We start from the raw sequence: 25893 nt of genomic DNA, 5'->3' as shown, positions 1-25893 counted from the left end.
GTGCCGCTCAATAATGAGCGCCAAACCAAGAAGGGGAATGAAAATGAGAACAATCGAACTTGCATGCGCCAGCATGGTTCTGGTCGCCCTTGCCACTGGCAGCGCCCACGCTGAGAACAGGCCAACGGAAATCACCATCGCTACTGAAGGCGCCTACGAGCCGTGGAATTTCACGGGACCCGACGGGAAGCTTGCCGGTTTCGAGGTCGATTTCGCCAATGATCTCTGCGCCCGCATGGAGATCAAATGCAACATCGTCGCGCAGGACTGGGACGGGCTCATCCCGTCGCTGATCGCCAAGAAGTTCGACGTCATCATGGCGTCGATGATCGTCACGGAGAAGCGCCTTGCCGTCATCTCCTTCAGCGAACCCTACGCTCCGACCGCGGCGGCGTTCATGGTCGAAAAGTCAGGCCCGCTCGCCAATCTCCCCGGCACCGGAACGACGATCGATCTTGCGGGCGAAAAAGCGAAGGTCGAGCAGGAATTGCAGCCTCTTCGGGACGCTCTCAACGGCAAGACGGTTGGCGCGCAGGTCTCCACGGCCAACGTTGCTTTCCTTGACACCTATTTCAAGGATGTCGTCGAACCGCGCGAATACAAGACGGTCGAGCAACACGACCTCGATCTGCAGGCGGGTCGCATCGACGCCGTCATAGCGCAGACGACATCGCTCACCGCGACGCTGTCGAAGGATGACTTCAAGGACTACACCATTGCCGGGCCGACCTTCACCGGAGGCGTATTCGGCCAAGGAATCGCTGCCGGCCTTCGCAAGGACGACATCGAACTCAAGGCCATGCTCGATGAGGCGATCCGCGCGGCGAAGTCTGACGGCACGATCAACACACTTGCAAAAAAGTGGATGAAGATTGACCTCGAATGATCGGCCGGTAGCCCGGCATCTGGCCCGCAAGACCGACAGCCGTCGGAGCTCGAAAGATTCGGCGGCTGCAATCGAACTGCGGCGAGTTTTTCAGCACGCCGACAGCGCCGCACGTCCTGTCAAACGCGCAAACGTCGCTGTGGCACCTCGAGTTGCTGCATGCCCTCGAATCCCCGGCGATTCCACGGAGGCATGCAGCAGATCAGCACCGGAGAGTTATCGTGACCATTCTTCTCAATTCGCTCGAAGCGCGCGACGCGGCGTTTGTCCTTCATCCCTACACGAATGCGTCCCAGCATTTGCAGGACGGGCCGCTGGTGATTTCCAGGGGAGAAGGGATCCACATCATCGACAGCGAAGGCAACAAGTATATCGAGGGACTCGGTGGCCTGTTTTGTGCGTCGTTGGGCTTCAGCGAACAACGGCTCGTCGACGCTGCCATGCGGCAAATGCAGGAATTGCCCTTCTATCACAGCTTCGGCGGAAAATCGCATGAGACGGCAATCGAACTTGCCGAACGGTTGATCCGCCTTGCTCCCGTCCCGATGTCGAAAGTGTTCTTTGCCAATTCGGGTTCAGAGGCCAACGACACGGCGCTGAAACTCGTCTGGTACTATCACAATGCGATCGGCAAACCGGAAAAGAAGAAAGTCATCTCCCGCTGGCGCGCCTATCATGGGGTGACGATCGCCTCCGCAAGTCTCACCGGTTTGCCGAACAATCATCGCGATTTCGACCTGCCCCTCGCAGGCGTGCTTCACACCGATTGTCCTGAATTTTACCGCTATGGTCATCCCGGCGAGAGCGAGGAGGAATTCGCGACCCGTTGCGCCGAATCGCTCGAGAACCTGATTCTTGCCGAGGGGCCCGACACGATAGGCGCCTTCTTCGCCGAGCCGCTGATGGCGTCGGGGGGTTGCATCGTCCCTCCGCCAACCTATTACGAGAAGATCCAGGCCGTGCTCAGAAAGTACGATATCCTGCTGATTGCCGACGAGGTTATCTGCGGCTTCGGTCGGCTTGGCACGATGTTCGGCTCCGAGAGCTTCGGCATGCGGCCCGACATGATTTCCATGGCCAAGCAGTTGTCGGCGGCATACCAGCCGATATCAGCGCTGATGGTCAACGAGAAGGTCCACGCGGCCATTGTCGCCGAAAGCGAGAAGATCGGCACCTTCGGCCACGGCTTCACCTACAGCGGGCACCCGGTCGCCACTGCGGTGGCGCTGGAGACCCTGAAGATATACGAGGAACGGGACATTCTGGGGCACGTCCAGAAAGTCGCGCCGCTCTTTCAACGAAGGCTCCGCGCGCTCGCAGAACATCCGCTCGTCGGAAGTGCGCGCGGACGCGGCTTGATCGGTACGCTCGAGCTCGTCCGCGACAAGGTAACCAAGGAGCCCTTCAAGCCGGCGGACGGCGTCGCGATCCACGCCGGCAAACGTGCACAAGTGCATGGTGTCGTCACGCGCGCCATCGGCGACAACTACTCTCTTTGCCCACCTCTGATCATCACGGAAGCAGAGATCAACGACATGTTCGACCGCTCGGAAAAGGCGCTCGATGACACCTATGCATGGGCACGCGCCAGCAACCTCTATTCATAAGGACGATTCCATGAGGAACTTCGAACAGCCCGGGCGCTCGATTGCAGTCGGCCGTAGCGGCATGGCAGCGACCTCTCATCCCATGGCAACCCTGACCGCCATCGAGGTCCTCAAGAGCGGCGGCAAGGCCATCGACGCGGCGGTGGCAGCCTGTGCGGTCCAGTGCGTGGTCGAGGCCGGCTCCACAGGTATTGGCGGCGATTGCTTCGCCTTGCTGGCCGCCAACGGCAGCGACCAGGTGATCGCCTATAACGGCTCCGGCCGAACGCCCGCCGCCGCTGACTTCCAGTGGTTCCGCGGCCGAGGAATCTCGGAGATCGAGCGGTCCTCGCCTCACGCGGTGACCATTCCGGGTGCCGTCGATGCCTGGACGCGGCTGGTCGCTGATCATGGGCGCATGTCCATGGCCGATATCCTGGCGCCGGCGATCGCGCTTGCGCGCGACGGCTACGCCATCACACCGCGCGTTGCCGCCGACATTTCGCATCAGCGGGCAATGCTTGCGCGCGATTCGTCGACGCGCCGCATTTTCCTCGACAACGACGAAGCTCCCGCGGTCGGGTCGGTTCAGCGTCAGCCGGAGCTTGCCGAGACCTTGTCGGCTATCGGCAAGCACGGGCGCGACGCATTTTACCGGGGTGACGTTGCCGAGGACATGGTCTCCTATCTCGAGGGCCTCGGCGGTCTGCACACCCTGGAGGATTTCGCCTCCGCCGCAGGAGAATACGTTACGCCCATTAGTGCCACCTATCGGGGATGGACGATTCACGAATGCCCTCCCAATGGGCAAGGCATCATTGCTCTCATGATCCTGAAGATATTGGAGCGTTTCACCCCGTCGGGCGATCCTCTGGATGCCGACAACCTGCACATCGAAGTGGAGGCGACCCGGCTTGCTTATGCTGCGAGGGAACGCTGGCTGGCGGACGGGGAAACAGCCGACGTGCCGGTCGATTTTCTTCTGTCGGACGAACTTGCCGACAACCTTGCCTCGATGATCAGAGCGAACCAGGCTTGCGACGCCATCGGTATCATGGATGGTGTGGAACATTCGGACACCGTCTACATCTCCGTGGTCGACAAAGATCGCAATGCCGTCAGCTTCATCAATTCCATTTTCCACCCTTATGGCAGCGGACTCATGGCTCCGAAATCGGGCGTGTTGTTCCACAACCGCGGCCAGAGTTTCGTGCTGAAGGACGGGCATCCGAATGCGATCGGTCCATACAAGAGGCCGATGCATACGATCATTCCAGGAATGGTCACGCGGAACGGCAAAACCGTCCTCTCATTCGGCGTCATGGGTGGCCACTATCAGGCGATGGGGCATGCGCAGTTTCTGTCGAAGCTGTTCGACTTTGGCATGGATATCCAGGCGGCGATCGAGCTTCCTCGATTGTTTCCCCTCCCCGGCACCAGAACGATCGAAGCCGAGGAAGCTATTCGAAGTGCGATCGGCGAGAACCTCCAGGGCCGGGGCTTCAAGGTGATCCCACCGAAATGGGCCATCGGCGGAGCGCAGGCGATCTGGATCGATGATCGACACGGAACCCTGCTCGGCGCGTCCGATCACCGCAAGGATGGTTGCGCGCTCGGGTACTGATTTCAGAACATCGGAGAAGGTGATGTCCGACTATCCGGAAACGCAACTCTATATCGGCGGCATCTGGCGAGACGGATCGAGAGAGCGCCTTTCGATCGTCAATCCTGCCTCCGATGAGATCATCGGAACAGTGGCGAATGCCGGGCGGGATGATCTTGACGAGGCCCTTGCAACAGCCGCAACCGGGTTCGAGGCCTGGTCTCGGTTCAGCGCGGTCGAGCGCGCCAAGCTGTTGCACAAGGCTGCCCAGCTGCTGCGGGACCGGGTTGAGAGGATCGCGACGATCATGACTCTCGAACAGGGAAAGCCGCTCGCGGAGTCAAAATCCGAGACCCTCGCGGCGGCCGACATTATCGACTGGTTTGCCGAGGAGGCGCGGCGGGCTTACGGTCGTGTCATCCCTTCCCGCTCCCTCAATGTTCGGCAGCTCGTCGTCAAGGAGCCGGTCGGCCCGGTCGCGGCCTTCAGCCCCTGGAATTTCCCCTTGAATCAGGCCGTGCGCAAGGTGGCGGCCGGTCTTGCGGCCGGTTGTTCCGTCATTCTGAAGGGACCCGAGGAGACGCCAGCGAGTTGCGCGGAGCTTGTTCGCGCATTCGCGGACGCAGACTTGCCAACTGGCGCCCTCAACCTGGTATTCGGCATTCCGGCCGACATCTCCAACCACCTCATTCCCCATCCGATTATTCGCAAGGTCTCCTTCACGGGCTCGACGTCCGTCGGCAAGCAGCTTGCGGCTCTCGCCGGTGCCCATATGAAGCGGGTGACGATGGAACTTGGCGGTCACGCGCCGGCGATCGTGTTCGACGATGCCGATCTCGATCTTGCGGTTCGAATCCTGGCCGGAGCGAAATTCCGCAATGCGGGTCAAGTCTGCGTCGCTCCGACGCGCTTCCTCATACAAGAGAAGATCTATGCGCGGTTTCTCGACCGCTTCGTCAAGGCTGCGGAGGCCATCACGGTCGGCAATGGACTGGATTCGGAAACGACCATGGGCCCCCTTGCAAACGGCAGGCGGGTCGAAGCCATGGAAACACTGGTGAGCGATGCCGTCGCGCGGGGCGGAAAGGTCGCGACCGGCGGCGAGCGGATCGGCAATCACGGGAATTTCTACAAACCCACCGTTCTCACGGATGTGCCGCTGAGTGCCCGAATCCTGAACGAGGAGCCGTTCGGCCCGGTGGCGGTGATGAGTCCCTTTTCGACCTATGAGGCCGCCATCACGGAAGCGAACCGCCTCTCCTACGGCCTGGCAGCCTATGCTTATACGACGTCCGGGAAAACGAGCGCCGCACTCAGCCGCGACATACAAAGCGGGATGATCTCGATCAATCACCACGGGCTGGCGCTGCCGGAACTTCCCTTTGGCGGCATAAAGGAATCCGGGTACGGATCGGAAGGCGGAAGCGAGGCCATGGACAACTTCTTCAACATCAAGCTGGTTACGGAAGCCATCTGACATCCAGGGAAGCACCATGCGCCGCCTTTTGCCCGACACTTTCACAATCCTGCTCGTCTTCAGCGTCGTCCTTGCCTCACTGCTGCCGGCAAGCGGCAGTTTTGCGGATCATTTCGGCGTGGCCACAAGTCTCGCCATTGCGCTTCTCTTCTTCCTGCATGGCGCGCGGTTGTCTACCGATATCGTCATTGCCGGCGTGCTGCATTGGCGCCTGCACCTGTTCATTCTCCTGACGACATTCGCCGTTTTTCCACTGCTCGGCATGGCCTTCGGCCTCGTGCCGAAATCGATCCTGCCACAGCCGCTTTACCTCGGCATCCTGTTCCTGAGTGTCCTGCCGTCCACGGTGCAGTCATCGATTGCGTTCACGTCGGTGGCAGGCGGGAACGTGCCGGCCGCGATCTGCTCGGCTTCCGCTTCCAATGTACTCGGCATGTTCCTGACGCCTCTGCTCGTCGGCCTGCTCTTTTCCGCGGGCGGCCATGGCGGGTTCTCCTCGGACGTCATGGAAAAGATATTGCTGCAGTTGCTCGGGCCATTCGTCATCGGGCAGATCCTACAGCCGTGGATCGGAGACTGGGTCCGCTCAAAGAAGAAGATTTTGGCTCCCGTCGACAGAGGTTCCATCCTGATGGTTGTCTACCTCGCCTTCAGCAAGGCAGTCGTCGAAGGGCTGTGGCAGGCTTTCTCGTTGAGAGACATTGCCGTCGTTATCGGTCTCGACATGCTGCTGCTTGCCCTTGTGCTCACCTTCACGATGCGCGGCAGCCACCTCATGGGCTTCAACAAGCCAGACCAGATCACCATCACCTTTTGCGGATCGAAGAAGAGCCTCGCCAGTGGCGTGCCAATGGCAAGCGTCATCTTCGCCGGGCAGTCGACCGGCGCCATTGTTCTGCCGCTGATGCTTTTCCACCAAATCCAGTTGATGGTGTGCGCAATGCTGGCACAGAAGTATTCTGCTGCCGCGGCGACGGCGTGAGAGGGGCCGTTCGGTATGATTGCGCCACGCCCACCGAACGAAGATGACAATGCGCGGATCCCAAAGACAGCGACTTTTGCGCGTCTGAAAAGACGCGCGGTGCTGTAGTTGGCGGAGAAGGTCAAAGCCGCGGTCTTGCTTGAGAACCGTTAATGGGGGAACGGAATAGCCTTCGCGGCGTTACCACCAGACGCCAACAACATGGAGCGGGCGATGAAAGGTATAGTTCTCTGGCTGATGGGTGTCCCCCTGATCGTCATTATCCTGCTTTATATGTTCGTGTTCTAACGCGACCTAGGGGAGTGCCCCTCGCAACTTCCCCTTCAGGGAAGCATCCGGAAAGCAGGTCGGGGCGATTCCGTTTTTCGCCTGCCAGTCGCCGAGCGAGCGGCGGGTCTTGTAGCCCGGCAACCCGTCGACCTTTCCGACGTCGTAGCCGACGGCGGTGAGCGCCTTCTGCATTCCGAGCACGTCGGAGCGCAGCATCTTGCCGACATCGCCCCAGTCCGCCCGGAAGGCGCCGCTGCCCGAGGCGATCCGGTCGGCAAGGTTGCCGATGAAGAGCGCGTAGAGATCGGAATTGTTGTATTCCTTGATGACATAGAAATTCGGCGTCACCACGAAGCTCGGCCCATGCCGCCCGGCCGGCACCAGCATCATGCCGGACGCCGTACGTTCCGCCGCCGGAAAAGGCTTGCCCGAAACGCGAGCGATGCCCAGGCCGGCCCAGTCGGCGATCGGACGGGCGCGATCGGGCCCCTCTTGCGCGCAGGAGACCCCGGCCGGGATCGACACTTCGAATCCCCAGTCACGGCCGCTCTGCCAACCCTTCTCGGCGAGATAGTTGGCGATCGAGGCGAGGCTGTCCGGTATGGAGTTCCAGATGTCGCGGCGGCCGTCGCCGTCGAAGTCGACGGCATATTGCAGGAAACTGGAGGGCAGGAACTGCGGCTGGCCCATGGCGCCGGCCCAGGAGCCGCGCATGTCGGCCTCCTTCACGTCGCCGCTCTCCAGAATATGCAGCGCCGCGATCAGCTCGCGCCGGAAAAGCTCGGGCCGCGTCGACATGAAGGCCTTGGTCGCCAAAACGTCGATGATCGGATGCGGGATTTTCGCCCGGCCGAAACCGGATTCGCGCCCCCAGATGGCGAGAACGACCGAGCCCGGTACGCCATAGGTCCGCTCGATCTTTTTCAGCGTTGCGGCATGGGCGGAGGCGAGGCTTCGGCCGGTCGCGGCCAGTCCCTGCAGCCGTTTTTCCGAAAAATAGGATCCTGGCGAGGAAAACTCCGCCTGGCTCTGTTTGCGCTCCTTGGGCTTTGGAAAGCCGGGCGGCGCGAGATCCGGCAGATCCCAATCGAGCCTCACTCCCTGAAAGGCGGCCTTGAAGGAACCGGCGGAAATGCCGGCTCTCTCGGCTTCCGGCCAGAGTTCGTCCTGCAGCCAACGGCGGAACTGCCCCTCCACCTCGGCCTTTGAGGCGGCAAGGCAGGAGCCGCACGAGGTTGCGAGCGAAAGGATCAGAACGGACAGGAATTTCAGCATCGGGCTCCCCACGATCAGACGAGCGTTTGCGAAGGCTCAGATCGTCGTGCGCGCCCTGAGCGCGGCCGTCAGCGTGCCTTCGTCGAGATAGTCGAGTTCGCCGCCGACCGGCACGCCATGAGCAAGACGGGTGATCTTGACCTCCATGCCCTCCAGCTGGTCGGTGATGTAATGCGCCGTCGTCTGGCCCTCGACGGTGGCGTTGACCGCGAGGATCAGCTCGCGCACGCCGCCCTTGCCCACCCGGTCGACAAGGCCCTTGATGTTCAGGTCGTCGGGGCCGATGCCGTCGAGCGGCGACAGGGTGCCGCCAAGCACGTGATAGGCGGCGTTCATGGCGCCGGCGCGCTCCAGCGCCCAGAGATCGGCGACATCCTCGACGACGATGATCACCGACTGGTCGCGCCGCTCGTCGGTGCAGACGGTGCAGGGATCGATCGTGTCGACATTGCCGCAGCAGGAACAGACCCGCACCTTGCGATGCGCCTCGCCCATCGCCTCGGCGAGGGGCCCGAGCAACTGTTCCTTCTTCTTGACGAGGTGCAGCGCCGCCCGCCGGGCGGATCGGGGGCCGAGGCCCGGCACCTTCGCCAGGAGCTGGATGAGCTTTTCGATTTCGGGACCGGTGACTCGCTTTGCCATGGCGCGCTTTTAGCGCATATCGCCGAAAAACGGAATCGTCTCGTATCGCTCAGAACGGCAGCTTCATACCAGGCGGAATCGGCAGGCCGGCGGTCAACTCGCGGGTTTTTTCAGCCTGGAGGGCTTCGACCTTGTCCTTGGCGTCCTTGTGGGCTGCGACGACCAGGTCCTCGAGGATCTCGACATCGTCTTCCTTGAAGAGCGAAGGATCGATCTTCAGGCTCTTCATGTGGCCCTTGCCGTCGAGCCGAACGGTGACGAGGCCTCCGCCGGAGGCGCCGTCGACTTCGAGCGCGGCGATCTCCGCCTGCAGCTTCTCCATCTTGGCCTGCATTTCCTTGACCTTGCCCATCATGCCCATGATGTCGCGCATTGTCGTCTCCTGTTTTCCGACCTGAATGAAGGCGCGCGATGCGCCATGCCGTTCTCGCTATTCTATGTCATCGCCCGGCACGATATCGCCGTCCTCGGATTCGGCCGTCGCCGGCGCGAGGCTTTCCGCTTCCTCCTCCTCGGCCGCGCGAATACGGACGTCGGTGATTCTCGCGCCCGGAAAGCGTGCGAGGATCGCCGCGACGTCCGGGTCCTGGCGCGCGTCGTTGACGCGCTCCTCCTGGGCGCGCTGCTCGGCTTCGACCAGCGTCGGCTGGCCGGGCTCGCGGCTGTAGCTGACGACCCAGTGAATGCCGGTCCATTCCTTGAGCTTGACCGCGAGTTCCCCGAGCAGCGTCTTCGGCGCGTCCTCGGGCAGATTGACGTCGAGCCGGCCGGGCTCGATATGCACGAGACGCAGGAAACCACGCACCAGAGTCTTCAGCTTGATGTCGCGGTTCTTCGCGCACAGATCGGCTATGTCGCTGATCGAGGCGACCGGAGTCTTCGGCTGCGGCTTCGCGGCCGGCACCGCTGCCGGGCTGTCCTCCAGGCGCCCGACGCCGATCGGCTGCGGTGCTGCGTCCGGGACGGCGCGCAGCATGGTGGCGCCACTGCCCGAAGATCTCTGGACGGGGGCGGCTTCGACGGAACGGGCCCCGACCGCCGGACCGGCCTGCGGCTCAGCGCTCGCGCCATTGCGGGTCGGCATGGGACGTCCGCCGTTTTCCCCTCCCGAAAGCTCGAGCAGCCGCCGCGCCGCCTCCTCCGGCGAGGGCAGATGCGCGGCATGGGCGAGCCGGATCAAAACCATCTCGGCGGCGCCTGCCGGCCGCGCGGAGCTTTCCGCCTCGGGAATGCCCTTGAGCAGCATCTGCCAGATGCGCGACAGCGTCGTCACCGCGACGCTGGCTGCGAATTCTGCACCGCGCGTGCGCTCGATCTCACTCAAGGACTGGTCGTTCGCCGCATCGGGCACGTATTTCATCCGCGTGACGAGGTGGGTGAAATCGGCAAGATCGGTCAGAACCACGGTCGGATTGGCGCCGGCTTCGTACTGCGCCGAAAATTCGCCGAGTGCCGCCGCCGCATCGCCCTTGACGATATGGGCAAAGAGATCGACGATGCGCGCCCGATCGGCGAGCCCCAGCATCGAGCGCACCGTTTCGACCTCGACGGCGCCGCCGCCATGGGCGATCGCCTGGTCGAGCAGCGACAGGCCGTCGCGCGCCGAGCCCTCGGCTGCGCGCGCCACCATGGCCAGTGCCTCCGGATCGAAGGGCACCGCTTCCTTGCTGAGAATGGTCGAAAACAGCCCGACAAGGTCGGAGGCGCTGATGCGCCGCAGATCGAAGCGCTGGCAGCGCGACAGGACCGTGATCGGGACCTTGCGGATCTCCGTGGTCGCAAAGATGAACTTCACGTGCTCCGGCGGCTCTTCCAGCGTCTTCAACAGGCCGTTGAAGGCCTGCGTCGAGAGCATGTGCACTTCGTCGATGATATAGACTTTGTAGCGGGCCGAGACGGGCCGGTAGCGAACCTGCTCGATGATCTCGCGGATGTCGTCGATGCCGGTATGGGAGGCGGCGTCCATCTCGATCACATCGACATGGCGACCTTCCATGATCGCCTGGCAATGTTCGCCCGGGACACCCAGGTCGATGGTCGGCCTGTCGATCTCCGCGGTCTTGTAGTTCAGGGCGCGCGCCAGGATGCGCGCTGTCGTCGTCTTGCCGACGCCGCGCACGCCGGTGAGCATATAGGCTTGAGCGATACGGCCGGTCTCGAAGGCGTTGGTGAGCGTACGCACCATCGGCTCCTGGCCGACCATGAGATCGGAGAAGTCCTTCGGGCGATATTTGCGTGCGAGAACGCGATAGGCGGCCGGTCTTTCGGCGGGTGATACGGGAAGGGAACCGGGGGATGAAATAGGCGCTTCGTCGCTCATCGACCCTGCCGCTGCTCGAACTCTTGTCCCGACAGGACGGAGAAGAAGGTGGGAGGCTGGCACGATGACCCGTGCCGTGGCTCGTTAGGGCTGCTTCCTTCCGGACCTGACCCGGTTGGCGAGTGGCTCGTCCACCACCAACCTCCCGGCTTCCATATCGGCAATATCGCCAGCAAATGCAAGCCAAGCCATCAAAAAACTGATATCGGTATGCAAAACAAGGGGAATCCGTTGCACACCGAGGAGAGTTTCTTGTCCACCTTCACGCTCGATGAGCGCCTTGAGCGCGACGGCATCCCGATCGCTTCGATCGGCCTCTGCCAATTGCGCCTGATGAACGACCGCCGCTGGCCCTGGATCATCCTCATCCCCCAGCGCGACGGTGTCTCGGAGATCTTCGATCTGTCGCCGCTCGACCAGACGATGCTGACTTTCGAGACGAACATGGTGGCGACGGCCCTGAAAAAGGTGGCCGGGGCGGAGAAGGTCAATATCGGCGCACTCGGCAACATCGTTCGGCAGCTCCATGTGCATGTCGTCGCCCGGCGCACGGGCGACCCCAACTGGCCGGGTCCTGTCTGGGGGTTCGGCAAGGCCGAACCGTGGTTGGAGACGGATCACCAGGCATTCGCGGAACGCATATTGGAAAATCTCTGAACATGACGAAAACGATCTTCGATCTTCACAGCCCTCACCCGGAACCGAGCACTTTCGTCGCTTTTGCGGAGAACCACCTCGAACGCCAATCCGAACATCGAAGCGACGACTGCCTCGAACTGGCGCTCAAACATCCGGCGGCGCATTTTCTTGCCTTTTCCGGCGCCAAGCTGATCGTCAAGCACGACGCGAAGATCATCGATCCGCTCTTTGCCCCCTACGAGCTCGCCGACCTCGAACCGGCGCTCGATGAATCGATCCTGCTCGGCTATCTGCAGAATGGCGAGCCGCGGCTCGCCGTGCCGTCGGGTCTCACCGAGGAGACCCTGCCCGAACCCTTCAAGATCGCCGATGCGCGGATGCTCTATCGCCAACAGATGCTGCCGGAGGAACTCCTAGGCCAGTTCGCGCAGGGATCGAGCCTGATCGTCTGGAACGCCAACAACCGCTTCTGCGGCCGCTGCGGCGGTCCGATGGACGGGCGGGCCGGCGGCTACCGGCGCATCTGCACCGCCTGCGGCCACATGGTCTTTCCCCGCACGGACCCGGTCGTCATCATGCTGACGATCGATCTCGAGCACGATCTCTGCCTTCTCGGTCGCAGCCCGCATTTCGCGCCCGGCATGTATTCCTGCCTTGCAGGCTTCGTCGAGCCGGGCGAGACGATCGAGAACGCCGTGCGCCGGGAGACGCAGGAGGAATCGGGCATCCGCATCGGGCGGGTCCGCTATCACGCCTCGCAGCCCTGGCCGCTGCCGCACTCACTGATGATCGGCTGCTATGCGGAGGCGAAATCCACGACGATCAAGCGGGACGAACAGGAACTCGAAGACGTGCGCTGGTTCACCCGTGCCGAGACCGAGGCCATGTTGGAGCGCACGACCGGCATCGCCGACACCGGCGACGAGCACATCCCGCCGCCGAAGGGGGCGATCGCGCACCAGCTCATGCGCGACTGGCTCGCCTGGCCCGAGCGAGGCTGATCCTTTGTCACCGGGCTCAGTTGCGGGTCTGCCTTTACGGGAAACGCCCCGCTCGGGTGACGGCGGGGCGTTCAAAACGACTGCGTCGCGCCGGCCAACGGCGCGGGGCATATCTCTCATCAGCGGCCGTAGACGGCGGCCTGGATCTGCGAACGGGAAAGGCCGATATCGCTCAGCGCATGATCGTCGAGAGCGTTCAGCTCGCGGATCGCGCGGCGCTTCGTTGCATAATCCATGATCTTCTGGCGGATCTTCATCTTTGACACTCCATATCTTGACGAGTGTCAAATAGGCATTTGCCCGGAATTTAAGTAGAGACATGATTGCAAACTAGGCATGCGTTCAGCGCGTGGCGCCCTACCGCACTTTTGCCGCTTTTTCGGGCTGGGGCGCGACGCGCGGTCAGAGCACGCCGCGCATAGGGTGAGCCAGATAGGTGCCGAGGATGCGCACCTTCTCGGAAAAGAAGCGCAGCTCGTCCATCGCATGCCGGACGGCAAGGTCGTCCGGATGCCCCTCGATATCGGCATAGAACTGCGTCGCCACGAACTTGCCGCCGAGTTGGTAGCTTTCAAGCTTCGTCATGTTGATGCCATTGGTCGCAAAGCCACCGAGGGCCTTGTAGAGCGCAGCCGGAATGTTGCGCACGTTGAAGACAAAAGTGGTGATGATCACTTCGTCATCGGATCTGCGCACGATCCGCTGTTCCTCGCGCGACAGCACGACAAAGCGGGTCACGTTGCTATCGGTGTCCTCGACGTTCTCAGCGATGATCTCCAGGCCGTAAAGTTCGGCGGCCAGTCGAGGCGCGAGCGCCGCCATCGAACGGTCCCCGGTCTCCATGACGAGCTTCGCGGCACCGGCGGTGTCGCCGGCCACAACGGGCTTCCAGCCGTTGGCGCGCACGATCTTGCGGCACTGGCCGAGCGCATGGATATGGCTGTGCACCGTGCGGATCTCGTCGCGCTTGACGCCCGGCAGCACCATCAACTGGAAGCGGATCGGCATGAAATATTCGCCGACGATAAAGAGACGCGACTCCGGCAGCAAGTGGTGGATGTCTGCGACGCGCCCGGCGATCGTGTTCTCGATCGGGATCATCGCCAGATCCGCATCACCGTTTTCGACCGCAAGAAAGGCATCCTCGAAGGTCTGGCAGGGCAGCGGCTCCATGCCCGCAAACATGTCGCGGCAGGCCATGTCCGAATTGGCGCCATGGTCACCTTGAAAGGATATCCGGTTGGTCTTGACGGTCACTCTCGGTTCCTTCCTCAGCTTCTGGCGGAAAGTATGCGGCGGGCCTTCTCGAGGTCTGCCGGCGTATCGACGCCGAGGGGCACGGAATCGACGATCTCGACGTCGATGCGCATGCCGGCTTCCAGCGCCCGCAGTTGCTCCAGCGATTCGCGCTTTTCGAGCGTCGAGGGCTTGAGCGACACGAAAGTCTCGAGCGCCTTGCGCCGATAGGCATAGAGGCCGATGTGGTGATAAAGGGGGCCGGCACCGTAGGGTGCCGTCGTGCGGGTAAAATAAAGCGCCCGCAAACGGCTCTCGGAAAGGGGCGAGCCCACCACCTTGACGACGTTCGGATTGGTCTTTTCGTGCTCGTCGGTAATCGCCACCGTCAGGGTGGCGATGTCGGTCGAGGCATTCTCGAGGGGCCTGAGCGCCGCGCGGATCGGCCCGGGCTCGATCGTCGGAAGGTCCCCCTGGACGTTGATGACGATCTCGGCCGCGCCCTCCGGATCGGCCTTGGTGAGCGCCTCATGGATCCGGTCGGAGCCGGACTGGTGGTCGCCGCGCGTCATGATCGCCTCGAAACCCGCGTCGCTCACCGCGGCAAACACCTCCGCATGGTCGACGGCGACCACGATGCGGCCGACATCGGCCTCCTGTGCGCGCCGTGCGACCTGAACGATCATCGGCAGACCGCATATGTCGGCAAGCGGTTTTCCAGGCAGCCTGGTCGAGGCCATGCGCGCCGGAATGAGCACCAAGCTTTTGCCGGATTTTTCGTGAATCATCGTCTGGCCTTCAAGAACCCCACAGAAAGTGTCAAAAGGTCTCACTTCGGGGGCCATAATCACTGTTGCAACGCAGAGCCAAAAGACATAGGTTCCGCGCGATTTCAAGATGGGCCGGTTTTTTGTTTGCGCCGGTGGCAAAGGGAGCGTTTGCAGATGAATCCATATGTAAACATGGGTGTGGGTGCCTTGTTGGGTACGGTCTTCGTGCTAATGACCGTGTCCATCGCCTCGGAAGGCATATTCCATTCCGAAGCTCCCGAGAAGGAAGGTTTCGCGATCGTCGCCGAGGAGACGTCCGCCGAACCCGGCGCCGCCGGCGGCGGGGAAGCCGCACCCGAACCGATTGGCCCGCTGCTGGCGACAGCCGATGCCTCCGCGGGCGAAGCCGTGTTCAAGAAGTGCGCGAGCTGTCACACCGTGGAGAAGGGCGGACCCAACAAGGTCGGCCCGAACCTCTGGGACATCGTCAACCGCCCGGTCGCCTCGCATGAGGGCTTCAGCTATTCCGCCGGCATGCAGAGCTTCGCCGAAGGGGGCAAGGTCGTGTGGGACTATGACCACCTGAGCTATTTCCTGGAAGCGCCGAAGAAGCACGTTCCGGGCACGGCCATGGGCTTTGCCGGCCTGAAGAAAGCCGACGAGCGGGCCAACCTGATCGCCTGGCTGCGCGAGCACTCGGATAATCCGGCACCGCTGCCGGCTCCGGAAGCGACCGGCGCGACGGAAGCCGCTCCTACGGAGGGAACTGCTCCGGTTGAAGGCCAGACGGCCCAGGACGTCCAAGCTCCGGCACCCGCACCGGCAAACTGATTTCAACCAGACAAGTCTGAGTAGAAAGCCCGGCTCACCAGCCGGGCTTTTCCTTTTCGTCCGGTTTTTGCGGGGGGGGGCGACGCGAGACTACAGCGCCGCGCGTCCTATCGGGACGCGCAAAGGTCGCTGTAGCACTTTGAATTACTGCATGTCTTTGTCCTTTCATCGAGATCGATCAAAGAGACATGCAGTAGCGGATTTTGCTTTTGCAATGCTAATATCTGTGCGTATGAAGGCATGAACGCCACCAATCACGATCTGATCCGAGCTAAGTCCTGCTCCCACGGCGAAGGGGACGTTTCCGCTCGGAACGAAGGACGGACGATAGATGACCGAGAGCGACGCAAAGACTTTCCTGTTCGAGAAAAATCCGAATCCCCTGGCCGCGAGCGAGCGGGAGACGATCCTCCAGAATCCGGGCTTCGGCCGGGTCTTCACGGATCACATGGTAACCGTCCGCTATTCCGAGGGACGCGGCTGGCATGGCGGCAGGATTGAAGCACGCAAGGCGTTCGACCTCGATCCTGCAACGGTGGTGTTCCACTACGCCCAGGAGATTTTCGAAGGCATGAAGGCCTATCGCCTGCCTGACGGCGGCGCCGCGCTGTTTCGCCCGGACGCCAATGCGCGCCGGTTCCGCAACTCCGCCCTCCGGCTCGCCATGGCGCCGCTGCCGGAGGAGATGTTCGTGGAATCTGTCCGTGAACTGGTCCGCGTCGATCGCGACTGGATTCCGAGTGCCGACGGTTCGGCGCTCTATCTCCGGCCGTTCATGATCGCAACCGAGGTCCTCCTCGGGGTAAAGCCTTCGGCCGAGTACATCTATTGCGTCATTGCCTCTTCGGTCGGCTCCTATTTCAAGGGCGGCGCGCCGGCCGTCACGCTGTGGGTGTCGGAGAACTACACGCGCGCCGCGCCGGGGGGCACCGGCGAAGCAAAGTGCGGCGGCAATTATGCGGCGAGCCTCGCTGCCCAGGCCGAGGCGACCCGGGAAGGCTGCGAGCAGGTGATCTTCCTCGATGCCGTCGAGCGCCGCTTCGTCGAGGAACTCGGCGGCATGAACGTCTTCTTCGTCTTCAACGACGGCTCATTGCAGACACCGCCGCTCACCGGCACGATCCTGCCCGGCATCACCCGCGATTCGCTGATCACGCTTGCCCGCGACAGGGGGCTCACCGTGCGCGAGGAACCCTATGCGATCGAGCAATGGCAGGCGGATGCGCAGAGCGGCCGACTGACCGAGGCCTTTGCCTGCGGCACCGCCGCGGTGGTCACGCCGATCGGCAGGGTGAAGGGTCGCAAACACAGCTTCACGATCGGCGACGGCGGGGCCGGTCCGGTCGCCGGCAAGCTGAAGGCGGCGCTGCTCGATATCCAGAACGGCCGCGCACCCGACCCGCATGGCTGGGTCGACCGACTGTTCTGATCGACGCAAACAGCGCGCCACGGCGGCCTGGGCGCCGCTGTGGCCGCGGCTATCAGTAGCCGGCTACCTTGTCGACTACATGCTGCAGCGGCAGGCCATTTTCGAAGCGGGCGATCTGCTCTTCGACGTGAACGAATAGCGCCTTGACGTCGGATGAGGCGGCGACATGCGGCGTCACATAAACGTTGGGCATGGTCCAGAACGGGCTTTCCGGCGAAAGCGGCTCCCGTTCGAAGACGTCGAGCGAGACTGCCGCGAGCGTGCCGTCGTCGAGGCACGCGAGGATATCGGCTTCCACCTGGCTGCCGCCGCGGCCGGCATTGATGAAGACCGGTGCGCCGAAGGGTCCCTTGCGGCTGAGTTTTGCAAAGAGACCGCGGTTGAAAATGCCGGTCGTTTCCGGCGTCAGCGGCAGGAGGCCGACGAGGAAATCGCTGCGATCGAGAAAGGTGTCGAGGCCGGCGGCGTCGTAGGTCTCGATGTCCTCGACCACGCGCTTCGTGCGCGACCAGCCGACCACCTTGAAGCCCATGACCGCAAGCTTGCGGGCCGCATCCTGGCCGAGCACGCCCATGCCCATGATGCCGACGGTCACGTCGGCTGCCTCGGGCTGGCTCAGGTCCCGCCATTCGTGCATTCTTGCCAGCGCCTCGTAGGCGCGATGCTGGCGCAGGTGCATGAGGCATTGCATCACCACCCATTCGCTCATGCGCGTCGTCAGCGTCCGGTCGACGAAGCGCACCAGCGGCACGTCCGGCAGGCCCGGCAGAGTCAGCACGTGATCGACGCCGGCGCCGCCGGAAAAGACGACCTTCAAGTCAGGCGCGCGGGAGAAGAGGTCGGGCGCCGATTTCCAGACGACCGCATAATCGATGCCGGAGAGATCCCGGCCCTCATGGACCGGATCGGCAAGGTTGATCACCTCGCGGCACGGAAAGGCGCCATGGAGGGCGGCATCGACCTCTTCGGGAATGAATTTCAGGTCGACGATGACGGGGCTTATGAGGGGCATGAGGCGGCTCTATTGGCGGATGGCGGAAAGATTGACGGCTTCGAGGTTGAAGGCGGCGGCCATCAGCGCCTTGGTATAGTCCTCGCTCGGAGCCTCGAAGATGCGTTCGGCCGGTCCCTGCTCCACGACCCGGCCCATCCGCATGACGATCACCTCGTTGGCAAGCGCCCGCACGACCTTCAAGTCATGGCTGATGAAGAGATAGGCGAGATTATGCTTGCGCTGCAGGTCGCGCAGAAGATCGACTACTTGCGCCTGCACGCTCATATCGAGCGCCGAGGTCGGCTCGTCGAGCATGACGAATTGGGGTTTGAGCACCATGGCGCGGGCGATTGCGATGCGCTGGCGCTGGCCGCCGGAGAATTCATGCGGGTAGCGCCAGCGGGTGGCGGGGTCAAGCCCGACCTCTTCCAATGCGGCGGCGACGCGCGCGTCACGCTCGCCATTGGCGAGCGCCCTTTCGTGGATCTTCAGCCCCTCGCCAACGATGTCGGCGATAGACATGCGCGGGCTGAGCGACCCGTAGGGATCCTGGAAAACCACCTGCATGCGGTTGCGGAGCGGCCGCATCTCGCCGAAGCTATAGGCATCGATGTCTCTGCCGACGAAGGCGATCCGCCCTTTCGACGAAATCAGCCGCGTCAGCGCCAGCCCGAGCGTCGTCTTGCCCGAGCCGGACTCGCCGACGACCCCGAGCGTCTGCCCGGCGCGCAGCGTCAGGTCGATGCCGTCCACTGCCTTGACGTGATCGACGACGCGCCGCAGAAAGCCGGCCTTGATCGGAAACCAGACCTTCACGTCCTTCGCTTCGATGACGATCGGCTTCGAGGGATCGGAGGCCGGCGGTTCGCCCTTCGGTTCCGAGGCGAGCAGGTGCCTGGTATAGGAATGCTGCGGATTGGCAAAGATCTCCGCCGTCGGGCCGGTCTCGACGATCTTGCCCTTGGTCATGACGCAGACGCGATCGGCGATCTTGCGGACGATGCCAAGGTCGTGGGTGATGAAAAGCATGGACATGCCATGCTCATCCTTGAGCGACTTCAGGAGTTCGAGGATCTGCGCCTGAACGGTGACGTCGAGCGCCGTCGTCGGCTCGTCGGCGATCAGGAGCTCCGGGCGGTTCGCAAGCGCCATGGCAATCATCACGCGCTGGCGCTGACCGCCGGAAAGCTGATGCGGATAGGCGCCGAGGCGCTTTTCCGCTTCGCGGATGCCGACCTGGTTGAGGAGTTCCAGCGTTCGCGCGCGCGCAGCCGGCCCCTTGAGGCCCTGATGGAGTTCGAGGATTTCGCCCACCTGCTGCTCTATCGTGTGCAGCGGGTTGAGCGAGGTCATCGGCTCCTGGAAGATCATCGTGATGTCGTTGCCGCGGACATGCCTGAGTTCTTCGTCGTTTGCCTTGAGGAGATCCTTGCCGTTGAAGATGACTTCGCCGCTCGGATGTCTCGCCGCCGGATAGGGCAGCAGCTTCAGGATCGAGTTGGCCGAGACCGACTTGCCCGAACCGGACTCGCCGACAAGCGCGACGGTTTCGCCGCGACGGATGTCGAAGGAGATGTGGTCGACGGCCGTCGAGGTCTCGCCGCCCTGGTGGAAGGCCACGGACAGATCGCGCACGGAGAGAAGGGTGTCTGTCATGGTCGCCCTCACCGGAACGTCTTTCTCGGGTCGAAGGCGTCGCGCGTCGCTTCGCCGACGAAGATCAAAAGCGACAGCATGATCGACATGGCGAAGAAGGCCGTGAGCCCCAGCCACGGCGCCTGCAGGTTCGACTTGCCCTGAGCGATCATCTCGCCGAGCGAGGGGGACCCCGGCGGCATGCCGAAGCCGAGGAAATCAAGCGAGGTGAGCGTGGTGATCGAGCCGGAGAGGATGAAGGGCAGGAAAGTGAGCGTCGCCACCATCGCGTTCGGCAGCAGGTGCCGGTACATGATCGTGCCGTTGCCGACGCCGAGCGCGCGCGCCGCATTGACATATTCGAAATTGCGCGCCCTCAGGAACTCCGCGCGCACGACGCCGACGAAGCCGACCCAGGAAAAGAGCAGCATGATGCCGAGCAGGATGAAGAAGCCGGGCGGCAGGATGGCGGCGATGATGAGCAGGATGTAGAGCACCGGCATCGACGACCAGATCTCGATGAAGCGCTGGAAAAGAAGATCGGTCCAGCCGCCGAAATAGCCCTGCACGGCGCCCGCCGAAACGCCGATCACGGCGGAGGCGATCGTCAGCACGAGACCAAAAAGCACCGAGATGCGGAAGCCATAGATCATGCGCGCCATCACGTCGCGCGCCTGGTCGTCGGTGCCGAGCCAGTTCATGTTGCCGAGGGTGCAGCCGGGGTCGTCGGCACCCTGCGGGTAGGCGGCGCAGCGCTCCTCCTTGCTCATCAGCCAGAAGGGAGGGGTCGGCGCCGAATGCGGGATGTAGGAGTTGACCGTCTGGTAGGAATAGCGGATCGGCGGCCAGATCATCCAGCCGTTTGCCTCGATCTCGTCGCGGATGAATTCGGAGCGAAAGTCGGTTTCGGCGAGGAATCCGCCGAACGTCTCTTCCGGATAGTTGACGAAGACTGGGAACAGGAGTTCGCCCTTGTAGGAGGCGACGATCGGCCGGTCATTGGCGATGAATTCCGCACAGAGGCTGAGGCCGAAGAGAAGGAGAAATATCCAGAGCGCCCAGTAGCCGCGCCGATTCGCCTTGAAATTCTGCCAGCGCCGCCGGCCGATCGGCGTGAGCCAACCTCTTTCCGGCGCTTGCGCATAGGTCGTGACGGCGCTCATCAGACGTCCCTCCGCTCGAAGTCGATGCGGGGGTCGACCCAGGTATAGACCAGATCGGAAACGAGGCTGACGAACAGGCCCATCAACGAGAAGATGTAGAGTGTTGCAAAGACGATCGGATAATCGCGCTTGACGACCGCGTCATAGCCGAGGCGGCCGAGCCCATCGAGCGAAAAGATGTATTCGATCAGCAGCGAGCCGGTAAAAAAGGCGGAGATGAAGGCGCCGGGGAAGCCGGCGATGATGATCAGCATCGCATTGCGGAAGACATGGCCGTAAAGCACCCGCCGCTCGCTCAGGCCCTTCGCGCGCGCCGTGGTGACATATTGCTTCTTGATCTCGTCGATGAAGGAGTTCTTGGTCAGCAATGTCGTCGTGGCAAAGGCCGAAAGCAAGAGCGTGATCAGCGGCAGCGTCATGTGCCAGAAGTAATCGAGGACCTTCTGCCACCAGGCAAGCTCATGGAAATTGTCCGAGACGAGGCCGCGCAAGGGGAACCAGTCGAAGAAGGAGCCGCCGGCGAAGACGACGATCAGCAGGATGGCGAAGAGGAAGCTCGGCACCGCATAGCCGATGACGATGATTCCGGAGGTCCAGACATCGAAGGTCGAGCCGTCGGAGACCGCCTTCTTGATGCCGAGCGGGATAGAGATGAGATAGGAGAAGATCAGGATCCACACGCCGAGCGAGATCGACACCGGCATTTTTTCGATGATCAGGTCGATGACGGAGGTGTTGCGGAAGAAGCTCTCGCCGAAATCGAAGCGGATATAGTTCCACATCATTGTGGCGAAGCGCTCGAGCGGCGGCTTGTCGAAGCCGAACTGCTTTTCGAGCTTGGCGATGAATTCGGGATCGAGCCCCTGCGCCCCGCGATAGCGCCCGCCCTCATCGCCACCGCCGCCCTGAAGGAGGTCGCCGCCGGTGCCGGAAAGCCGGTCGGACCCGGCGGCACTGGTAAGATCGGCTATGACCTGCTCCACCGGTCCGCCGGGGGCGAACTGCACGACGGCGAAGGAGATGGCCATGATCCCGACGATGGTTGGGATCATCAGGAGCAAGCGGCGCAGGATGTAGGCACCCATCAGGCGAGCCTCGGCATTTTCACGCCGTCGGCCGCCGCGACCAACCTGGCTGTCGTTCGCCGTCTATGTCGTCTCAATTCCTGAACTCCTCGGGCCCGAACTCCTGCAGCGCCGCCCACGGCCGCTGTAGCTCTTTGAATTGCTGCATGTCCTTAAATCGAGGTCGATTCAAGGAAAGATGCAGCCGGCGCGCCGGATTGCGCCGGCCCCGTCCGTAGCTTAAGTGATTCGTTCCCCGCATTTGGAATCGAGTGAGGCCTTGAGTGCAAGTGCTTCATTGGCTGGCGGCGCTCTTGGACCACCACGTGTCGGGAAAGCCGAGCCCGTATTTCGGCAATTCTTGCGGCCGGGCCAATTTGTCCCAATAGGCAATCTGAGCGGCCATCTTGTAGTAGAGCGGAATGACGTAATTATGGGCGAGCAGCACTCGATCGAGCGCCTTGGTTGCGGCAACCAGCGTGTCCCGATCCTTCGCGAAGATTACGCGCTGGATCAAGGCGTCGACGCCGGGATCGGAAATTCCGGCATAGTTCCTGGAGCCCTCGCGTGTGGCGGCTGCCGACCCCCAGTAATCCGCCTGTTCGTTTCCGGGGCTCAAGGTCTGTCCCCAGACTTCCCAGGTCACGTCGTAGTCGAAGGCGCGTTCGCGATTGGTATATTGCGAGGGGTCCACCGTGCGAACGCGCGCCTCGATGCCGATGCGTTTCAGGTTCTGCGCATAAGGCAAGGCGACGCGCTCGAGCGCCGGGCTGCTCAACAGGATCTCGAAGGAGAACGGCTTGCCCGTGGCCGTATTCACCATCCGGTTGCCTTTGAGTTCAAACCCTGCCTGCCTCAAGAGCTCGATCGCCTTGCGCAGATTTTCACGGGCCCTTTGCGGCGTGCCGCCGACCGGATTGCTATAGGGCGTGGTGAATACTTCCGGCGGCACGAGATCCTTGACCTCGTTCAGGATTTCCAGTTCTCTCCCTTCCGGTAGACCGGAGGAGGCAAGCTCCGTGCCGAAAAAGAAGCTGTCGACGCGCTGGTACTGATTGAAGAAGACGGTGCGGTTCAGCTCTTCGAAGTCCAAGGCATAGTTCAATGCCTCGCGCACCCTCTCGTCGTCGAAAGGCTTGCGGCGCATGTTGGGCACCATCGCCTGCATCACGCCCGTCGCGCGGAAGGGATTTGGGATCTCCTCGCGCTTGACGCGGCCGGCCTTCGCTGCCGGAAAATCGAAGCCCGTGGCCCAGCGCATCGCCTGGTTCTCACGCCAAAAATCGGTGTTGCCGGAGCGGAAGGCCTCGAACTCGACGTCACGATCGCCATAGAAGGAGTAGGTGATCGAATCGAAATTGTTCTGCCCGATATTGACGTTGAGCGCGGCGCCCCAGTAATCGGGCCGGCGCTCGTAGCGGATGGTCCCGCCGGGGGAGAACGACGCGATTCGGTAGGGACCCGACCCCATGACCGGTTCAAGCGTCGTTCGGGAGATGTCGCGCGGCTTGCCGTTCGGCCCGTTGCCCTCCCACCAGTGTTTCGGCACGATCAGAATCTGCCCGAGAATATGCGGAAGTTCGTGATTGTCCTTCTCGTCGAAGTGGAAGGTGATGTCCCGTTGCCCGGTCTTCTCCGCTTTGACCACATGCCGATAATAGCTCTGATAGAGCGGGTTCAGTTCCTTCGCCTTGTCGAAACTGAACACGACGTCTTCCGGCGTCACCGGCTGACCGTCTGCCCATGTCGCTTCCTGCCTCAGCCGGAACGTGGCCGAGGAGATATCGTCGGGGAAGGAAACGCTTTCGGCCAGAAGCCCATAGGCCGTCGAAATCTCGTCTTCTGCCGGCTTCATGAGCGTGTCGAAGACGAGCGCGAGACCGGCGGCCGTTTCGCCCTTCACCAGCAGGGGATTGAACGTGTCGAAGGTGCCGGTCTGCGAAAGCCTGAGGTCTCCGCCCTTCGGTGCCTCGGGATTCACATAGTCGAAGTGGGCAAAACCTGGCGGATATTTGAGATCGTCGACGAGCGACAATCCGTGATGCCAGACCGGCTGCTCTTGAGCCTCCGCGGCTGGCACCAGTAGCAAGGACATTGCCAGGAACGCGGCCGCAAAATTCCTTCTTCCAACACCGCCAATGTCCAGCATCCCGTCGTTTCTCCTTGTATTTTCGATCATGCTTTTAAAAGCAGAATAGGCGAAATCACGGCAATTGACAGGACCTGCCAAAAATGGGGCGGATTTTTTCGGTCACATCCCGGTGAGTCGCAAGATTGATGCAATCGCAGCGAATCAGGTTAGGTGCGACGGGTCTCCAGCGCCGCGCGGCTCATGTGCGCAAAGGTCGCTGCAGCAATTGGAGGCTATGTGTTTTTCATCGCTGCCGATGGGGGATTGAATGGGAATTGATACGCGCGCAGCGCTTGCACGTTGCGCTTCCGCGCTTTTGAGCTCGATTGTGGCCGCCGGCCTGCTGTCGGCGGATGCGGCTGCGGCCGACGGTACGCCCGCCAAGGAGCTTTTCGGCGCAAAGGCGCTGCCGACGCAATCGGAGCCCTCCTCCTACGGCTTCTACTCCAAGGGATGCCTTGCCGGCGGTATTGCGATCCCGACCGACGGCCCGACCTGGCAGGCCATGCGCCTGTCGCGCAACCGGCGCTGGGGACATCCGGCGATGATCGCGCTCATCGAGCGCCTCTCCCATGACGCGGCCGACAATATCGGCTGGCCCGGCCTGTTGCTCGGCGACATCTCGCAGCCGCGCGGCGGGCCGATGCTGTCCGGTCACGCCTCGCACCAGATCGGCCTCGACGCCGATATCTGGCTGACGCCGATGCCGAAAAAGACGCTGAGCTACCAGGAGCGCGAGACGATTTCAGCCACGTCCATGCTCGACAAGAGCAAGTTCCTGACGATCGACCCGGCCGCCTGGACGCCCGCCCATGCGCGGCTGATCATGCTGGCGGCGAGCTATCCGGAGGTCGAGCGCATCTTCGTCAATCCGGCCATCAAAAAGAAGCTCTGCGATAGCTGGAAGGGCGACCGCTCGGCGCTCGGCAAGGTCCGGCCGATCTATGGCCACGACTACCATTTCCATGTCCGCATCAAATGCCCGGGCGATTCCAAGGGGTGCAAGGATCAGGCCGCGGTGCCGGCGGGCGACGGTTGCGACAAGTCGCTTGCCTGGTGGTTCACCGACGAGCCTTGGGCGAAGCCGACGGAGAAACCGGTGAAGCCGGTGAAGCCGAAATTTACGACGCTCGCCGATCTGCCGAAGACCTGCGCACTGGTGCTGAACGGACCGGCCCCCGCCTCCGAATTGCAGGCGACCTATGGCACCGCCTATCGGGCGGTAGCCGCCGTGCCTGCCGCCGCGACCAGCATCGAGGCGGCCATCGGTGCCGCGGAAGAGGCGCCGCTCGCAAATATCCCGGTGCCCTTGCCGCGCCCGGCTCTGCAATAGATCGCGACAGGGCCCTGAATTGCTGCATGCCTTTGTCCTGGGTCGTGATCCAAAGAGACGAGCAGCATGGCCGTTGAGAGAGCCGCTGGCGGCAAAATGCCTTCCCATCTTCGCAGCGCTCATGTATAGGGCATTCAATCGATTTAAAGAGCGCGGACCGCCCCCTGTGGCAGACGGTTCGCCGTGAACTTCCGGGAGGCACCCCTTGGCGGACCGCAAATGCCTGGCCCTGATCGCCCATGATCAGAAAAAGGACGACCTTGCCGCCTTCGCCAAAGCGAACGAGGCGGTGCTGGCCGGCTGGAAGATCGTCGCGACCGGCACGACCGGCGGCCGCGTACTCGACGTCTGCCCCGGTCTCGACGTCGCGCGGCTGAAGAGCGGTCCGCTCGGCGGTGACCAGCAGATCGGAGCGCTAATCGCGACCGGCGACGTCGATTGCCTGATCTTCTTCGTTGATCCTCTGACCCCGATGCCGCACGACGTCGACGTCAAGGCGCTGATGCGGCTGGCGATCGTCTATGATATCCCGATGGCGCTGAACCGCGCGACCGCCGAGCAGTTGATCGACTTTCGTCGCAACTGATACATAACCGAACATCTCCAAGCCGCGACCAGGACGATCT

General features: G+C 62.5%; 23 protein-coding genes and 1 other RNA gene. 11 read left to right on the top strand and 13 right to left on the bottom strand.

What is annotated here, in order from left to right; genetic code table 11:
• The first annotated feature begins 73 nt into the window (after window positions 1-73).
• The 5 genes from AC4P1R_RS16330 (at window position 74) to AC4P1R_RS16310 (ending at window position 6534) form a co-directional block, all read left to right on the top strand.
• Window positions 74-886 (top strand): transporter substrate-binding domain-containing protein, encoded by an 813-nt coding sequence (locus AC4P1R_RS16330; protein ID WP_492177758.1) that lies wholly within the window; start codon window positions 74-76, stop codon window positions 884-886.
• Window positions 887-1107: 221 nt separating this feature from the next.
• The gene (locus AC4P1R_RS16325; RefSeq protein ID WP_069459879.1) at window positions 1108-2493 is read left to right on the top strand and encodes an aspartate aminotransferase family protein; all 1386 of its coding nucleotides are present in this window, start codon (window positions 1108-1110) and stop codon (window positions 2491-2493) included.
• 10 nt (window positions 2494-2503) lie between these two features.
• Window positions 2504-4096, top strand: a complete 1593-nt coding sequence (gene ggt, locus AC4P1R_RS16320; protein WP_069459880.1) for a gamma-glutamyltransferase — start codon at window positions 2504-2506, stop codon at window positions 4094-4096.
• A gap of 22 nt (window positions 4097-4118) precedes the next feature.
• On the top strand, window positions 4119-5552 hold the full coding sequence (locus AC4P1R_RS16315; RefSeq protein WP_069459881.1) for an NAD-dependent succinate-semialdehyde dehydrogenase: 1434 nt from the start codon (window positions 4119-4121) through the stop codon (window positions 5550-5552).
• A gap of 16 nt (window positions 5553-5568) precedes the next feature.
• The gene (locus AC4P1R_RS16310; RefSeq protein ID WP_069459882.1) at window positions 5569-6534 is read left to right on the top strand and encodes a bile acid:sodium symporter family protein; all 966 of its coding nucleotides are present in this window, start codon (window positions 5569-5571) and stop codon (window positions 6532-6534) included.
• Window positions 6535-6828: 294 nt separating this feature from the next.
• On the opposite strand, the gene AC4P1R_RS16305 is transcribed toward AC4P1R_RS16310, so the two are convergent.
• The 5 genes from AC4P1R_RS16305 to ffs all read right to left on the bottom strand — a co-directional run bounded on the left by AC4P1R_RS16305 (window position 6829) and on the right by ffs (window position 11187).
• Window positions 6829-8079, bottom strand: a complete 1251-nt coding sequence (locus AC4P1R_RS16305; protein ID WP_492177208.1) for a lytic murein transglycosylase — start codon at window positions 8077-8079, stop codon at window positions 6829-6831.
• Between the two features lie 36 nt (window positions 8080-8115).
• Complete coding sequence (gene recR / locus AC4P1R_RS16300) at window positions 8116-8721, bottom strand: recombination mediator RecR (protein ID WP_069459884.1); 606 nt, start codon at window positions 8719-8721, stop codon at window positions 8116-8118.
• A 49-nt stretch (window positions 8722-8770) separates the two neighbouring features.
• Complete coding sequence (locus AC4P1R_RS16295) at window positions 8771-9094, bottom strand: YbaB/EbfC family nucleoid-associated protein (protein ID WP_069459885.1); 324 nt, start codon at window positions 9092-9094, stop codon at window positions 8771-8773.
• Between the two features lie 57 nt (window positions 9095-9151).
• Window positions 9152-11041, bottom strand: a complete 1890-nt coding sequence (locus tag AC4P1R_RS16290; protein ID WP_151611863.1) for a DNA polymerase III subunit gamma/tau — start codon at window positions 11039-11041, stop codon at window positions 9152-9154.
• Between the two features lie 48 nt (window positions 11042-11089).
• An RNA gene (gene ffs, locus AC4P1R_RS16285) (signal recognition particle sRNA small type) lies at window positions 11090-11187 on the bottom strand.
• A gap of 64 nt (window positions 11188-11251) precedes the next feature.
• Between ffs and AC4P1R_RS16280 the strand changes: the two genes are divergently transcribed.
• Both AC4P1R_RS16280 and nudC read left to right on the top strand, forming a co-directional pair.
• Window positions 11252-11698, top strand: a complete 447-nt coding sequence (locus AC4P1R_RS16280; RefSeq protein WP_492177207.1) for an HIT domain-containing protein — start codon at window positions 11252-11254, stop codon at window positions 11696-11698.
• A 2-nt stretch (window positions 11699-11700) separates the two neighbouring features.
• The gene (gene nudC / locus AC4P1R_RS16275) at window positions 11701-12681 is read left to right on the top strand and encodes an NAD(+) diphosphatase (protein ID WP_069459888.1); all 981 of its coding nucleotides are present in this window, start codon (window positions 11701-11703) and stop codon (window positions 12679-12681) included.
• A 119-nt stretch (window positions 12682-12800) separates the two neighbouring features.
• Here nudC and AC4P1R_RS16270 read toward each other — a convergent pair whose 3' ends face one another.
• From AC4P1R_RS16270 to AC4P1R_RS16260, 3 genes are all read right to left on the bottom strand, one after another.
• The gene (locus AC4P1R_RS16270; protein WP_069459889.1) at window positions 12801-12938 is read right to left on the bottom strand and encodes a DUF1127 domain-containing protein; all 138 of its coding nucleotides are present in this window, start codon (window positions 12936-12938) and stop codon (window positions 12801-12803) included.
• A gap of 145 nt (window positions 12939-13083) precedes the next feature.
• Window positions 13084-13938 carry a prephenate dehydratase gene (locus AC4P1R_RS16265; protein ID WP_069459890.1) on the bottom strand — a complete coding sequence of 285 codons (855 nt, stop codon included), beginning with the start codon at window positions 13936-13938 and terminating at the stop codon, window positions 13084-13086.
• Window positions 13939-13952: 14 nt separating this feature from the next.
• The gene (locus AC4P1R_RS16260) at window positions 13953-14705 is read right to left on the bottom strand and encodes a 3-deoxy-manno-octulosonate cytidylyltransferase (protein WP_069459891.1); all 753 of its coding nucleotides are present in this window, start codon (window positions 14703-14705) and stop codon (window positions 13953-13955) included.
• A gap of 156 nt (window positions 14706-14861) precedes the next feature.
• Here AC4P1R_RS16260 and AC4P1R_RS16255 point away from each other — a divergent pair, with 156 nt between their 5' ends.
• Both AC4P1R_RS16255 and AC4P1R_RS16250 read left to right on the top strand, forming a co-directional pair.
• A complete protein-coding gene (locus AC4P1R_RS16255) occupies window positions 14862-15518 on the top strand; it encodes a c-type cytochrome (RefSeq protein ID WP_069459892.1) in 657 nt (218 codons plus the stop codon).
• Between the two features lie 331 nt (window positions 15519-15849).
• On the top strand, window positions 15850-16947 hold the full coding sequence (locus AC4P1R_RS16250) for a branched-chain amino acid aminotransferase (protein WP_069459893.1): 1098 nt from the start codon (window positions 15850-15852) through the stop codon (window positions 16945-16947).
• Between the two features lie 52 nt (window positions 16948-16999).
• Here the strand turns inward: AC4P1R_RS16250 and AC4P1R_RS16245 are convergent, their stop codons facing one another.
• The 5 genes from AC4P1R_RS16245 to AC4P1R_RS16225 all read right to left on the bottom strand — a co-directional run bounded on the left by AC4P1R_RS16245 (window position 17000) and on the right by AC4P1R_RS16225 (window position 23952).
• Window positions 17000-17959: a 2-hydroxyacid dehydrogenase gene (locus tag AC4P1R_RS16245; protein ID WP_492177205.1), complete on the bottom strand. Its 960-nt coding sequence runs from the start codon at window positions 17957-17959 to the stop codon at window positions 17000-17002.
• A gap of 9 nt (window positions 17960-17968) precedes the next feature.
• On the bottom strand, window positions 17969-19597 hold the full coding sequence (locus AC4P1R_RS16240) for an ABC transporter ATP-binding protein (RefSeq protein ID WP_069459895.1): 1629 nt from the start codon (window positions 19595-19597) through the stop codon (window positions 17969-17971).
• 8 nt (window positions 19598-19605) lie between these two features.
• Window positions 19606-20739 (bottom strand): ABC transporter permease, encoded by a 1134-nt coding sequence (locus tag AC4P1R_RS16235; protein WP_069459896.1) that lies wholly within the window; start codon window positions 20737-20739, stop codon window positions 19606-19608.
• Complete coding sequence (locus tag AC4P1R_RS16230; protein ID WP_069459897.1) at window positions 20739-21824, bottom strand: microcin C ABC transporter permease YejB; 1086 nt, start codon at window positions 21822-21824, stop codon at window positions 20739-20741. The genes AC4P1R_RS16235 and AC4P1R_RS16230 overlap by 1 nt, the downstream gene beginning before the upstream one ends.
• A gap of 274 nt (window positions 21825-22098) precedes the next feature.
• Entirely contained in the window at window positions 22099-23952 is a 1854-nt protein-coding gene (locus AC4P1R_RS16225) for an extracellular solute-binding protein (RefSeq protein WP_492177203.1), read from the bottom strand.
• A 250-nt stretch (window positions 23953-24202) separates the two neighbouring features.
• On the opposite strand from AC4P1R_RS16225, the gene mepA reads away from it, so the two are divergent.
• Together mepA and AC4P1R_RS16215 are read left to right on the top strand one after the other, a co-directional pair.
• Window positions 24203-25267, top strand: coding sequence for a penicillin-insensitive murein endopeptidase (mepA, locus tag AC4P1R_RS16220; RefSeq protein WP_069459899.1), 1065 nt, complete (start codon window positions 24203-24205; stop codon window positions 25265-25267).
• A gap of 205 nt (window positions 25268-25472) precedes the next feature.
• Window positions 25473-25853 carry a methylglyoxal synthase gene (locus tag AC4P1R_RS16215; protein ID WP_069459900.1) on the top strand — a complete coding sequence of 127 codons (381 nt, stop codon included), beginning with the start codon at window positions 25473-25475 and terminating at the stop codon, window positions 25851-25853.
• Window positions 25854-25893 lie beyond the last annotated feature (40 nt).

Source organism: Sinorhizobium sp. Y406, assembly GCF_058732025.1.
Note: the sequence above shows the minus strand (reverse complement) of the source record. Positions and strands in the feature narration are given on the sequence as shown.

Bases quoted from the DNA above. Each gene is read 5' to 3' on its own strand.
- AC4P1R_RS16280 (WP_492177207.1), top strand. From the start codon at position 11,252: ATGCAAAACAAGGGGAATCCGTTGCACACCGAGGAGAGTTTCTTGTCC.
- ggt (WP_069459880.1), top strand. From the start codon at position 2,504: ATGAGGAACTTCGAACAGCCCGGGCGCTCGATTGCAGTCGGCCGTAGC.
- AC4P1R_RS16270 (WP_069459889.1), bottom strand. From the start codon at position 12,938: ATGAAGATCCGCCAGAAGATCATGGATTATGCAACGAAGCGCCGCGCG.
- AC4P1R_RS16305 (WP_492177208.1), bottom strand. From the start codon at position 8,079: ATGCTGAAATTCCTGTCCGTTCTGATCCTTTCGCTCGCAACCTCGTGC.
- AC4P1R_RS16230 (WP_069459897.1), bottom strand. From the start codon at position 21,824: ATGGGTGCCTACATCCTGCGCCGCTTGCTCCTGATGATCCCAACCATC.
- AC4P1R_RS16310 (WP_069459882.1), top strand. From the start codon at position 5,569: ATGCGCCGCCTTTTGCCCGACACTTTCACAATCCTGCTCGTCTTCAGC.
- AC4P1R_RS16260 (WP_069459891.1), bottom strand. From the start codon at position 14,705: ATGATTCACGAAAAATCCGGCAAAAGCTTGGTGCTCATTCCGGCGCGC.
- recR (WP_069459884.1), bottom strand. From the start codon at position 8,721: ATGGCAAAGCGAGTCACCGGTCCCGAAATCGAAAAGCTCATCCAGCTC.
- AC4P1R_RS16235 (WP_069459896.1), bottom strand. From the start codon at position 20,739: ATGAGCGCCGTCACGACCTATGCGCAAGCGCCGGAAAGAGGTTGGCTC.
- nudC (WP_069459888.1), top strand. From the start codon at position 11,701: ATGACGAAAACGATCTTCGATCTTCACAGCCCTCACCCGGAACCGAGC.
- AC4P1R_RS16245 (WP_492177205.1), bottom strand. From the start codon at position 17,959: ATGCCCCTCATAAGCCCCGTCATCGTCGACCTGAAATTCATTCCCGAA.
- AC4P1R_RS16315 (WP_069459881.1), top strand. From the start codon at position 4,119: ATGTCCGACTATCCGGAAACGCAACTCTATATCGGCGGCATCTGGCGA.
- AC4P1R_RS16255 (WP_069459892.1), top strand. From the start codon at position 14,862: ATGAATCCATATGTAAACATGGGTGTGGGTGCCTTGTTGGGTACGGTC.
- AC4P1R_RS16225 (WP_492177203.1), bottom strand. From the start codon at position 23,952: ATGCTGGACATTGGCGGTGTTGGAAGAAGGAATTTTGCGGCCGCGTTC.
- AC4P1R_RS16240 (WP_069459895.1), bottom strand. From the start codon at position 19,597: ATGACAGACACCCTTCTCTCCGTGCGCGATCTGTCCGTGGCCTTCCAC.
- AC4P1R_RS16295 (WP_069459885.1), bottom strand. From the start codon at position 9,094: ATGCGCGACATCATGGGCATGATGGGCAAGGTCAAGGAAATGCAGGCC.
- AC4P1R_RS16290 (WP_151611863.1), bottom strand. From the start codon at position 11,041: ATGAGCGACGAAGCGCCTATTTCATCCCCCGGTTCCCTTCCCGTATCA.
- AC4P1R_RS16330 (WP_492177758.1), top strand. From the start codon at position 74: ATGGTTCTGGTCGCCCTTGCCACTGGCAGCGCCCACGCTGAGAACAGG.
- mepA (WP_069459899.1), top strand. From the start codon at position 24,203: ATGGGAATTGATACGCGCGCAGCGCTTGCACGTTGCGCTTCCGCGCTT.
- AC4P1R_RS16250 (WP_069459893.1), top strand. From the start codon at position 15,850: ATGACCGAGAGCGACGCAAAGACTTTCCTGTTCGAGAAAAATCCGAAT.